Annotated in this window: 5 protein-coding genes, 1 tRNA gene and 1 pseudogene; 5 read left to right on the forward strand and 2 right to left on the reverse strand. The window is 74.3% G+C overall.

Going from position 1 to position 11,736, the window contains the following annotated elements; all coding sequences use genetic code 11:
- Nucleotides 1–161: 161 nt before the first annotated feature.
- The 5 genes from topA (at nucleotide 162) to G7Z13_RS19470 (ending at nucleotide 9,889) form a co-directional block, all read left to right on the forward strand.
- A complete protein-coding gene (gene topA / locus G7Z13_RS19450) occupies nucleotides 162–3,053 on the forward strand; it encodes a type I DNA topoisomerase (RefSeq protein WP_166001024.1) in 2,892 nt (963 codons plus the stop codon).
- 152 nt (nucleotides 3,054–3,205) lie between these two features.
- Nucleotides 3,206–6,499 (forward strand): dTMP kinase, encoded by a 3,294-nt coding sequence (gene tmk / locus G7Z13_RS19455; RefSeq protein WP_166001026.1) that lies wholly within the window; start codon nucleotides 3,206–3,208, stop codon nucleotides 6,497–6,499.
- Nucleotides 6,500–6,656: 157 nt separating this feature from the next.
- On the forward strand, nucleotides 6,657–7,862 hold the full coding sequence (locus G7Z13_RS19460; protein ID WP_166001028.1) for a DNA polymerase III subunit delta': 1,206 nt from the start codon (nucleotides 6,657–6,659) through the stop codon (nucleotides 7,860–7,862).
- Nucleotides 7,863–8,081: 219 nt separating this feature from the next.
- Entirely contained in the window at nucleotides 8,082–9,686 is a 1,605-nt protein-coding gene (locus G7Z13_RS19465; protein ID WP_166001030.1) for an alpha/beta hydrolase, read from the forward strand.
- Nucleotides 9,687–9,815: 129 nt separating this feature from the next.
- A tRNA-Thr gene (locus G7Z13_RS19470) sits at nucleotides 9,816–9,889 on the forward strand.
- A 64-nt stretch (nucleotides 9,890–9,953) separates the two neighbouring features.
- On the opposite strand, the gene G7Z13_RS19475 is transcribed toward G7Z13_RS19470, so the two are convergent.
- Both G7Z13_RS19475 and G7Z13_RS19480 read right to left on the reverse strand, forming a co-directional pair.
- Nucleotides 9,954–10,526 carry a GNAT family N-acetyltransferase gene (locus G7Z13_RS19475; RefSeq protein WP_166001032.1) on the reverse strand — a complete coding sequence of 191 codons (573 nt, stop codon included), beginning with the start codon at nucleotides 10,524–10,526 and terminating at the stop codon, nucleotides 9,954–9,956.
- Between the two features lie 176 nt (nucleotides 10,527–10,702).
- Nucleotides 10,703–11,664 (reverse strand): annotated as a pseudogene (locus G7Z13_RS19480) (D-2-hydroxyacid dehydrogenase family protein).
- Between the last annotated feature and the right edge of the window lie 72 nt (nucleotides 11,665–11,736).

Genomic DNA, 11,736 nt, shown 5'->3' on the forward strand with positions numbered 1-11,736 from the left:
AATGACGGAAGTCGGGTTACCGTTCGAGTGGCCGTTGCGGGCTTTTCCCGTTTGACAACGGGGCGGGATGTACCGTCACACTCCGCAGCGTCACCACCACCCGACCCCGGGAACGAGAAGGCCTGGGGAGGCCCCAGCGTCGACCGGAGAGAAGAGCGAAGTTGTCCCCGACCAGCGAGACCGCACAGGGCGGCCGCCGACTCGTCATCGTCGAGTCGCCTGCCAAGGCGAAGACGATCAAGGGCTACCTCGGCCCCGGCTACGTAGTCGAAGCGAGCGTCGGGCACATCCGCGACCTTCCGAACGGCGCCGCGGAGGTGCCGGAGAAGTACACCGGCGAGGTCCGCCGCCTCGGTGTGGACGTCGACCATGACTTCCAGCCGATCTATGTCGTCAACGCCGACAAGAAGGCCCAGGTCAAGAAGCTCAAGGACCTGCTGAAGGAGTCCGACGAGCTCTACCTCGCCACCGATGAGGACCGCGAGGGCGAGGCCATCGCCTGGCATCTCCAGGAGGTGCTGAAGCCCAAGGTCCCGGTCAAGCGGATGGTCTTCCACGAGATCACCAAGGCCGCGATCCAGGCCGCCGTCGCCAACCCGCGCCAGCTCAACCAGAAGCTGGTCGACGCCCAGGAGACCCGCCGCATCCTCGACCGCCTGTACGGCTACGAGGTCTCGCCGGTGCTGTGGAAGAAGGTCATGCCGCGGCTGTCGGCGGGCCGCGTCCAGTCGGTGGCGACCCGGCTCGTCGTCGAGCGGGAGCGCGAGCGCATCGCGTTCCGCTCCGCCGAGTACTGGGACCTCACCGGCACCTTCTCCACCGGCCGCGCGGGGGACCCGTCCGACCCGTCGTCGCTGGTCGCGCGGCTGCAGACGGTCGACGGCCGGCGTGTCGCGCAGGGCCGTGACTTCGACTCGCTCGGGCAGCTGAAGAGCGCGAACACCCTGCACCTCGACGAGGCGAACGCCCGCGCGCTCGCCGCCGCGCTGGGGAACACCCGCTTCTCCGTCCGGTCCGTCGAGTCCAAGCCGTACCGCCGCTCGCCGTACGCGCCGTTCCGTACGACGACCCTCCAGCAGGAGGCCAGCCGCAAGCTCGGCTTCGGCGCGAAGGCCACGATGCAGATCGCGCAGAAGCTGTACGAGAACGGCTACATCACGTACATGCGTACGGACTCCACGACGCTGAGCGACACGGCGATCGCCGCCGCGCGCGCCCAGGTCACGCAGCTGTACGGCGCCGAGTACCTGCCGGACACGCCGCGCACGTACGCCGCGAAGGTCAAGAACGCGCAGGAGGCGCACGAGGCGATCCGCCCCTCGGGTGATCGTTTCCGCACGCCCGCCGAGACCGGTCTGACCGGCGACCAGTTCAAGCTGTACGAGCTGATCTGGAAGCGGACCGTCGCCTCCCAGATGAAGGACGCGACCGGGAACTCCGTCACCGTGAAGATCGGCGGCACCGCCGCCGACGGCCGGGACGTCGAGTTCAGCGCGTCCGGCAAGACGATCACCTTCCACGGCTTCCTGAAGGCCTACGTCGAGGGTGCCGACGACCCGAACGCCGAGCTGGACGACCGCGAGCGCCGGCTGCCGCAGGTGGCCGAGGGCGACCCGCTGTCCGCCGAGGAGATCACCGCCGACGGCCACGCCACCAAGCCCCCGGCCCGCTACACCGAGGCCAGCCTGGTCAAGGAGCTGGAGGAGCGCGAGATCGGCCGCCCGTCGACGTACGCGTCGATCATCGGCACGATCCTCGACCGCGGCTACGTCTTCAAGAAGGGCACGGCCCTCGTGCCGTCCTTCCTGTCCTTCGCCGTGGTCAACCTGCTGGAGAAGCACTTCGGCCGGCTCGTCGACTACGACTTCACCGCCAAGATGGAGGACGACCTCGACCGCATCGCGCGCGGCGAGGCGCAGGCCGTGCCGTGGCTGAAGCGGTTCTACTTCGGCGAGGGCACCGTCGCGGGCGCCGCCGCCGACGCCGGGAACGGCGACGGCGACCACCTCGGCGGCCTGAAGGAACTGGTCACCGACCTGGGCGCGATCGACGCGCGCGAGGTGTCCTCGTTCCCGGTGGGCAACGACATCGTGCTGCGGGTCGGCCGCTACGGGCCGTACATCGAGCGCGGCGAGAAGGACACCGACGGCCACCAGCGCGCGGACATCCCCGCCGACCTGGCGCCCGACGAGCTGACCGTCGAGCTGGCCGAGGAACTGCTCGCCAAGCCGAGCGGCGACTTCGAGCTGGGCGTCGACCCGGCGACCGGCCACACGATCGTCGCCAAGGACGGCCGCTACGGCCCGTACGTCACGGAAATCCTCCCCGAGGGCACCCCGAAGACCGGCAAGAACGCGGTCAAGCCGCGCACCGCGTCCCTGTTCAAGTCGATGTCGCTGGACACGGTGACGCTGGAGGACGCGCTGAGGCTGATGTCGCTGCCGCGCGTCGTCGGCACCGACACCGACGGCCAGGAGATCACCGCGCAGAACGGCCGCTACGGCCCGTACCTGAAGAAGGGCACGGACTCGCGCTCCCTGCAGTCCGAGGACCAGCTCTTCACGATCACGCTGGAGGAGGCACAGGCGATCTACGCCCAGCCCAAGCAGCGTGGCCGTGCGGCCGCCAAGCCGCCGCTCAAGGAGCTGGGCGAGGACCCGGTCAGCGGAAAGCCGGTCGTGGTGAAGGACGGCCGCTTCGGGCCGTACGTCACCGACGGCGAGACCAACGCGACCCTGCGGTCCGGCGACAGCGTCGAGACGATCACGCCGGAGCGCGGCTTCGAGCTGCTCGCCGAGAAGCGGGCCAAGGCGCCCGCCAAGAAGACGGCGAAGAAGGCGGCCACGAAGAAGACCGCCGCGGCCAAGACCACGACCGCGAAGAAGACCGCCGCGAAGAAGACCACGGCGGCGAAGAAGACGACGGCCGCCAAGACCACGGCGGCCAAGGCCGCTGCGGCCAAGAAGACGGCCACCGCGAAGAAGACGGCCACGGCCGCGAAGAAGGCGACGGCGGCGTCGGCCGCGTCGTCGCAGGCGACGTCCGAGGACTGAGCGGGCCGGCCGGAGGGGACGGGCGCCGGGTGGGGGGCTTCCCCGTCCGGCGTTCGCGAAACCAACGGGATCAGGGCTCGATCAGGCGTAGGGGCGTGCGGGCGTTCGGGTGTGCGCCCCGGAGTGTCGGCGCGGCCCGATAGGCTGAACGCATGACGCGAGCCGAGCAGCCAACGGCCCCTCACCCGGACCCCGACGACGCGCTGGTCGCGGACTCCCGCGAGCGCGCCGTCCGCTCGTTGTTGCGCGAGCCGCAGCTCAAACGGCTGTGGAGCGCGCATCTGGTGAGCGGGGTCGGCGATGTCCTCGCTCTTCTCGTGCTGGTCCTGCTCGTCCTCCAGGCGGCCGTCGCGGGCGGCTCCTTCGGCGGCGGCTACCGGGGCGTGGCGTTCGCAGTGGCGACCGTTTTCGCGGTGCGCGTCCTGGCCACCCTGCTCTTCGGCGCGGTCCTCCTCGGCCCGCTCACCTCGCTCACCGCCCACGAGGGCCCGCTCGACCGCCGCTGGACGATGGTCGGCGCGGACGGCCTCCGGGCCGCGCTGCTGATCATCGCGCCGCTGTGGATCGACTGGACGCCGGACGACGCGCTCGCCGTCCTCCTGGTCACCGTCTTCGTCACCGGCGTCGCCGAGCGGTTCTGGACCGTGTGCCGGGAGAGCGCCGCGCCCGCCCTGCTGCCCGCCCCGCCGCCGGAGGGCGCCGCGGTGCGGCCGCTGCCGGACCACCTGGACGCCCTGCGCCGCCTGTCGCTGCGCACGGGCTTCCTCGCGGTTCCCCTCGCGGCGGCCGCGCTGGTCGCCGCCTCCCTGCTGGGCAACCTCCTCGGCGCCGGCGCCGACTGGTTCGCCGCCCACCAGGCCGCCCTCGGCTCGTACGTCGCGGCCGGCCTGTTCGCCGCGTCCCTGTCCGTGCTGACGTTCCTCCGGCTGCCCGCGGTGCGCACCCCCCGCGCGCGGTCGCCGCTGGAGGGCCTGCGCCGCCCGAAGACCGGCACCGGCGCCGACAAGGGCCGTACCGGAGCGATCCCGCTGCTGGTGCTCGCCTGCGCCGCCGTCGCGGGCGCGATCGCGGCGGCCGTCGCGGTGTCCGTGCTGCACGCCAGGGACCTGGGCGGCGGCCCGGTGCTCCACGGCCTGCTGGTGCTCGCGCTGACCGGCGGCGTCGCCGCCGGTGTCCGTACGGCGCCGAAGGTGCTGGTGTCGCTGTCGCGGCGCCGCATGCTCGCGCTGGCCATCGCCTTCACCGGCCTCGCGCTGCTGGCCGCCGGGCTGGTCCCGGACGTCACCACCGTGCTGCTGATCGTCGCCCTCGCCGGTGCCGGGGCGGGCATGGCGGCCCACACCGGCCACGCGCTGCTCGACCTGGAGACCGAGGAGTACCGGCGCCCGCGCATCACCGAGCACCTGCACGCCGTGGTCCGCGTCTTCGTGGCGCTCGGCGCGCTGATCGCGCCCTTGGTGGCGGCGCTGATCGGGCCGCACCGGCTGCAGAGCGGCAAGTTCGTCTTCGCGCACGGCGGCGCCGCGTTCACGCTCATGCTGACCGGCGCGCTGCTGCTGCCGGTGGCGGCGCTGGTCCTCGCCAAGCTCGACGACCGCTCCGGCGTGCCACTGCGGCACGACCTGCGCGACGCGGTCCTCGGCGGCGACGACCCGGTGCAGGCGCCCGCCCCGACCGGTTTCTTCATCGCCCTGGAGGGCGGCGACGGCGCCGGGAAGTCCACCCAGGCCGAAGCGCTCGCCGACTGGATCCGCGCCAAGGGCCACGAGGTCGTGGTGACCCGCGAGCCCGGCGCGACCCCGGTCGGCAAGCGGCTGCGGTCCATCCTGCTCGACGTCTCCAGCGCCGGACTGTCGCACCGCGCGGAGGCGCTGCTGTACGCCGCGGACCGCGCGGAGCACGTCGACACCGTGGTGCGGCCCGCGCTGGAGCGCGGCGCGGTCGTCATCTCCGACCGGTACATCGACTCCTCGGTGGCCTACCAGGGCGCGGGCCGCGACCTGTCCCCGACGGAGGTCGCCCGGATCAACCGCTGGGCGACCAACGGGCTCGTCCCCCACCTGACCGTGCTGCTGGACGTCGCCCCGGAGACCGCCCGCGAGCGGTTCACCGAGGCGCCGGACCGGCTGGAGTCCGAGCCCGCCGAGTTCCACGCGCGCGTGCGCTCCGGCTTCCTGACCCTCGCCGCGTCCGACCCCGGGCGCTACCTCGTGGTCGACGCCGGGCAGGAGCCCGAGGCCGTCACCACCGTCATCCGCGCCCGGCTCGACCAGGTGCTGCCGCTGTCCCAGGCCGAGATCGAGGCCCGCGAGGAAGCGCGCCGCAAGGCCGAGGAGGAGGCCCGGCGCAAGGCCGAGGAAGAGGCCGCCCGCAAGGCCGAGGAGGAGCGCCTGGAGCGTGAGCGCCAGGAACAGCTCGCCCGGCTGCGCGCCGAGGAGGAGGAGCGCAAGCGGCGCGAGCTGGAGGAGGCCCAGCGGCGCGAGGCCGAACGGCAGGCCGAGGAGGCCCGGCGGCGCGCCGAGGAAGCCCGCCGGCGCGCCGAGGAGGAGCGGCAGCGGCTGCTCGCCGAGGAGAAGGCCCGCGCGGAGGAGGAGGCCCGCCGCAAGGCGGAGGAGGAGCGCCGCCGCCGGCAGGCCGAGGAGGAGGCCCGGCTGCGCGCCGAGGCCGAGGCGCTGCGGCTGGAGAAGCAGCGCAAGGCGGAGGAGGCCCTGCTGCGGGCCGAGGAGGCCCGCCGGGCGGCCGAGCAGGCGGCGGCCGCCGCACAGGCCGGCCCCAAGCCGGTCCGCCCCGAGGTCACCCCGCCCCCGTCGGAGGCGCTGACCGTGCCGACGCCCGTGGTGCAGCCGGACGCGAAGCCCGGCGCTTCCGCCGGCGTGGACGACGCGACGACGGTGCTGCGGCCGGTACGGGACGGCGACACGGACAGGCCGGCCGCCGCCCCGCGTGACGCCGGGCGCCGCGACACCGCGCGGCGCGACCCCGACGCCGAGGTGACGGCCGAGCTGCCGCAGCCGCCGGTCGTGCCGGGCGCCGCGGACGACACGGCGGTGCTGCGGCCGGTCGTGCCGGGCGCGGCCGACGAGACGGCCGTACTGCCGCCGGTCACGCCGGGCGCGGCGGACGAGACCGCGGTGCTGCCCCCGGTGCCGGGCGAGGACCCGGTGGACCGGGTCCCGCCGGGCTTCTTCCGCGACGAGCCCGCCGAGCGTGGCGCGCGCGGCGAGCGTGGCGCGCGTGGCGGCGCCGGGCCCGACGGCTCGGACGACCGTACGCGCGAGCTGCCGCAGGTCGACGCCGACGGTGCCGCCCAACGGCGGGCGCGGCCTGACTGGGCGGAGGAGACCCCGCTGGACGACCTGCCGACGCTGGCGGACGAGCTGCTCGGGCCGCGGGACGACGAGCACGGCGACGAGGGCCGCCGGGGCGGTCGCGGCCGGGGGCGCTGAACCCCGGGTTGAATGAACCCCGGGTCGCTGAACCCCGGGTCGCTGAACCCGCCCCACCGGGGGCGCCGCCGGGCGACGCCGCCGGCGTCGGCGTTGTCAGTGGTCACCCCCACAATGGAAGGCGTACGCGCAGTGGGACGGAAGGGCACGGTGGCCCATGACGGTGTGGGATGACCTCGTCGGTCAGGAACGGGTGAGCGCGCAGCTGGCGGACGCCGCCCGGGACGCCGACGCGCTGGTCACCGCCGCGGCGGCCGACGAGCCGCTGCCGGAGACGTCGAAGATGACACACGCCTGGCTGTTCACCGGCCCGCCCGGCGCGGGCCGGACCCGGGCGGCGCGGGCGTTCGCGGCGGCACTGCAGTGCGTCAGCCCCGACCGCGCGCTGGGCGGGGCGCCCGGCTGCGGCTTCTGCGACGGATGCCACACGGCGCTGATCGGCACCCACGCCGACGTCACCACCGTGGCCGCCGTCGGCACCCAGATCCTCGCGGAGGACATGCGGGACACCGTCCGCAAGTCGTTCACCTCGCCCGCCAACGGCCGCTGGCAGGTCATCCTCGTCGAGGACGCCGAGCGGCTGAACGAGAAGTCGGCCAACGCGGTCCTCAAGGCCGTGGAGGAGCCCGCCCCCCGCACGGTGTGGCTGCTGTGCGCGCCGTCCATCGAGGACGTACTGCCGACGATCCGCTCCCGCTGCCGCCACCTGAACCTGAGCACGCCGTCCGTGGACGCCGTCGCCGACATGCTGATCCGCCGCGAGGGCGTCGAACCCGAGGTCGCGCACGCGGCGGCGCGGGCCACCCAGGGCCACGTCGACCGGGCCCGGCGCCTGGCCACCGACCCGGCCGCGCGCGAGCGCCGCGCCGCCGTGCTGAAGCTGCCGCTGCGCGTCGCGGACGTGGGCAGCGCGCTCAAGGCCGCCCAGGAGCTGGTGGACGCCGCCGCGGAGGACGCCAAGCAGCTCGCCGAGGAGGTCGACGTCAAGGAGACCGAGGAGCTGAAGGCCGCCCTCGGCGCCGCCCAGGGCGGCCGCCTCCCGCGCGGTACCGCGGGCGTGATGAAGGACCTGGAGGACAAGCAGAAGCGCCGCCGCACCCGCACCCAGCGCGACAGCCTGGACCTCGCCCTGACCGACCTCACCGCCTTCTACCGCGACGTCCTCGCCCTCCAGCTCGGCACCCGCGTGGCCCTCGCCAACACCGACGCCGAGGACGCCCTGGAGCGCATCGCCCGCGAGAGCTCACCCGAGTCGACCCTGCGCCGCATCGAGGCGATCGCCGCCTGCCGGGACGCCCTGGACCGCAATGTCGCCCCGCTGCTGGCGGTGGAGGCGATGACGATGGCCCTGAGAGCGGGCTGACCCCCCCGGCCCCTCGGCACTGACGGTCCAGCCGCCTCCCGGCCCTTCCGCCACCGACAGCCCAACCGCCCGCTCCGGCCCTCCGGCGACTGCGGCCCAGCCGCCCCCGCCCCTCCGCCCTCCGCTCCTTGTCCGTCATCCGTCGGACAACCCTCACCCATCCGTGCCACGCCCCGCACACACCGCACCCGGACCGTCGCGCAGGGTTACGATCGCTGAATGCACTCAAGGCGCCCCCACCGCAGGTCCAGGTCCCGTGCCGGAGCCGTCCTCCTCGCCGCCGCCGCGCTGGTCGTCTCCGCCTGCACCGCGACCGGACACCAGACGAGTTCCGCCAGCCCCGCCGCGCGGGCGGCGCAGGCCGGCACGGCCGCGCTGACCGCCCTGCCGCGCGCCACGCCCTCCGCCCTGCGGCCGTACTACGCGCAGAAGCCGAAGTGGCGCGCGTGCGGCGCCCCCGGCTTCGAGTGCGCGACCGTGCGCGCGCCGCTGGACTACGCCGCCCCCGGCGAGGGCGACGTCCGCCTCGCGGTGGCCCGCAAGAAGGCCACGGGCCCGGGCCGGCGCCTGGGGTCGCTGCTGGTGAACCCGGGCGGCCCGGGGGGCTCGGCGATCGGCTACCTCCAGGCGTACGCGGGCGTCGGGTACCCGGCGGAGGTCCGCGCGCGGTACGACATGGTCGCCGTCGACCCGCGTGGGGTCGCCCGCAGCGAGCCCGTCGAGTGCCTGGGCGGGCCCGAGATGGACACGTACACGCAGTCGGACGTCACCCCCGACGACCAGCGCGAGGTGGACGGGCTGGTCACCGCGTACCGGAAGTTCGCCGAGGGGTGCGGCGCGCACGCGCCCGAGCTGCTGCGGCACGTCTCCACCGTCGAGACAGCGCGGGACATGGACATCGTGCGCCAGGCGCTGGGCGACGAGCGGCTGGCGTACGTGGGCGCGTCGTACGGCACCTTCCTCGGGGCGACGTACGCCGGGCTGTTCCCGGACCGGGTGGGCCGGCTGGTGCTGGACGGCGCGATGGACCCGTCGCTGCCCGCGCGGCGGCTGAACCTCGACCAGACGGCCGGGTTCGAGACCGCGTTCCGGGCGTTCGCGAAGGACTGCGTACGGCAGGCCGGCTGCCCGCTCGGTGGCGCCGGCACCTCGCCGGAGCGGGCCGGTGAGAACCTCAAGGCGTTCTTCGACCGGCTGGACGCCCGGCCGGTCCCCACCGGCGACGCGGACGGCCGCAGGCTCGGCGAGTCGCTGGCGACCACCGGGGTCATCGCGGCGATGTACGACGAGTCGGCGTGGCCGCGCCTGCGCGAGGCGCTGACCGCGGCGATGAAGCAGAACGACGGCGCCGGACTGCTCGCCCTCTCCGACAGCTACTACGAGCGGGAGGCGAACGGCGACTACTCCAACCTCATGTTCGCCAACGCCGCCGTGAACTGCCTCGACCTCCCGCCGTCCTTCGAGGGCCCCGACGAGGTCCGCAAGGCACTGCCCGCGTTCCAGAAGGCGTCCCCCGTCTTCGGCGAGGGCCTCGCCTGGGCGGCCCTGAACTGTGCGTACTGGCCCGTCGCGCCCACCGGCGAACCGCACCGCATCGAGGCGAAGGGCGCCAGGCCGATCGTCGTGGTCGGCACCACCCGCGACCCCGCCACTCCCTACCGCTGGGCCCGGGCCCTCGCCGCCCAGCTCTCCTCCGGCCGCCTCCTCACCTACGACGGCGACGGCCACACCGCCTACGGCCGCGGCAGCGACTGCATCGACCGCGCGATCAACGCCTACCTGCTGCGGGGCACCCCGCCGCAGGACGGAAAGCGCTGCTCATGACCGGCGACCACCGCCCCTGACCGCCCCGGTCCGCCCCCGCCCCGCGTGGGCCGGGGGCTGGTACGAAGCACTCCCGGAAACTGTGTAGACTTACCGACGTCGCCGATCGCACCATAGTGCGGGCGACGCGCCGCTTTAGCTCAGATGGCCAGAGCAACGCACTCGTAATGCGTAGGTCTCGGGTTCGAATCCCGAAAGCGGCTCTGACAGACCCCAGGTCATGTACCCCTTGACCTGGGGTTTTGTGTTGCTGTGGGCTTGGTGGCGTCACCGTAGGTCCAGGCGCATCAGCACCCGGGGGTGGCCGGCCAGGACCGAGGTCGTGTCGGCGGCGTGGGTGAAGCCGGCGCGTTCGAAGTTCTTGCGGAGGCCGGGGTAGGCCATGGTCAGGTCGACACGGGCGTCGCCGTTGTCGAGGGGGTAGGCCTCGACGGCCGGGGCGCCGTGGGCGCGGGCGAAGTCGGCGGCGCCGGCGATGAGGGCGTGGGAGATGCCCCGCTTGCGGTGGCCGGGGCGGACGCGGACGCACCACAGGGACCACACCGGCAGGTCGTCGACATGCGGGATCTTGCGGTTGCGCGCGAAGGAGGTCTCCGCGCGCGGGGCGACGGCGGCCCAGCCGACCGGTTCGTCCCCGTCGTAGGCCAGCACTCCCGGAGGGGGATCGGCGCGGCACAGCTCGGCCACGTACTCACCGCGGGCCGGGCCGCGCAATTCGTTGTTGAGCTTCGAGGGGATCCGGTAGCTCAGGCACCAGCAGACGTTCGCGGTCGGCGACTTGGGGCCGATCACCGCACGGACGTCCTCGAAGACGGTGGCCGGGCGTACGTCGAGGGGCATGACACCACGATGGCACGGGGACGCGGGGAGCGCGTCCGGCGGGTGGCGGGCTCGCCCCCGCGTGGCTCGCTCTCGCGTGGCTGGTCCCCGCCTGACTGGCCCCCGCCCGACTGGCCCCCGCCCGACTGGCCCCCGCCTGGCTGGTCCTAGCCTGGCTCGCCCCGCGTGGCGAGGGCTCAGCCGCCCAGCACCCGTACCGGCTTCCCGTCCAGCCAGGCGCGGATGTTCTCGACCGCCTGGCCGTAGTAGCGGGCGTAGTTGGCCCGGGAGACGTAACCGAGGTGGGGGGTGGCGAGCAGGCGTGGGGCGGTGCGCATCGGGTGGCCGGCGGGCAGGGGCTCGACGTCGAACACGTCGACGCCCGCCCCGGCGATCCGGCCCTCGCGCAGCGCGGCGAGCAGCGCGTCCTGGTCGACGATGGCCGCGCGGAGGTGTTGACCAGGTAGGCGGTCGGCTTCAGCAGGGCCAGTTCGGCGGGACCCAGCAGGCCGCGGGTGCGGTCGGAGAGGGCGAGGTGGACGGAGACGAAGTCGCTCCGGGACAGCAGGTCCTCCTTGCTCGCGGCCAGGCCCACGCCGACCTCGTCCGCACGCTCCGCGGTGAGGTTCCGGCTCCAGGCGACGACGTCCATGCCGAAGGCGAGGCCGACCCGCGCGACCCGGCTGCCGATCCGGCCGAGGCCGAGCACGCCCAGGGTGCGGCCGTGCAGGTCGGCGCCGACGGTCGACTGTCAGGGACCGCCCTCCCGCAGCGCGGTCGCCTCCTGGACCAGGCCACGGGCCAGGCCGAGGATCAGCGCCCAGGTCAGTTCGACCGGCGGGGTCGGGGAACTCTCGGTGCCGCACACGGTGACGCCGTGCGCGCGGGCGGCGGCGTGGTCGATCGCCGAGTTGCGCATGCCGGTGGCGACGATCAGCTTCAGCCGGGGCAGCCGCTCCAGGAGGGAGGCCGGGAACGCCACCCGCTCGCGCAAGGTGACCACGATGTCGAAGCCGGCGAGCGCGGCGGCGAGTTCGTCCTCGTCCGACAAGTGCCGGGTGAAGGGCACCACCTCGACCCGGTCGGTCACGGCGGACCAGTCCGCGGCGCCGGTCGCGGCGTTCTGGAAGTCGTCGAGGGCGGCGCAGCGAAGTGGCATGGCAGCAGTGTCCCCGTTCGCCCGTGCGGGATGCGCCGCGGGCCCCGGACGTTCACCTCTGCCGACCGGGGC

This window comes from Streptomyces sp. JB150, assembly GCF_011193355.1.
Classification (GTDB): domain Bacteria; phylum Actinomycetota; class Actinomycetes; order Streptomycetales; family Streptomycetaceae; genus Streptomyces.

Coding starts and splice junctions, on each gene's coding strand:
- tmk (WP_166001026.1), top strand. CDS start 3,206: ATGACGCGAGCCGAGCAGCCAACGGCCCCTCACCCGGACCCCGACGAC.
- G7Z13_RS19460 (WP_166001028.1), top strand. CDS start 6,657: ATGACGGTGTGGGATGACCTCGTCGGTCAGGAACGGGTGAGCGCGCAG.
- G7Z13_RS19465 (WP_166001030.1), top strand. CDS start 8,082: ATGCACTCAAGGCGCCCCCACCGCAGGTCCAGGTCCCGTGCCGGAGCC.
- G7Z13_RS19475 (WP_166001032.1), bottom strand. CDS start 10,526: ATGCCCCTCGACGTACGCCCGGCCACCGTCTTCGAGGACGTCCGTGCG.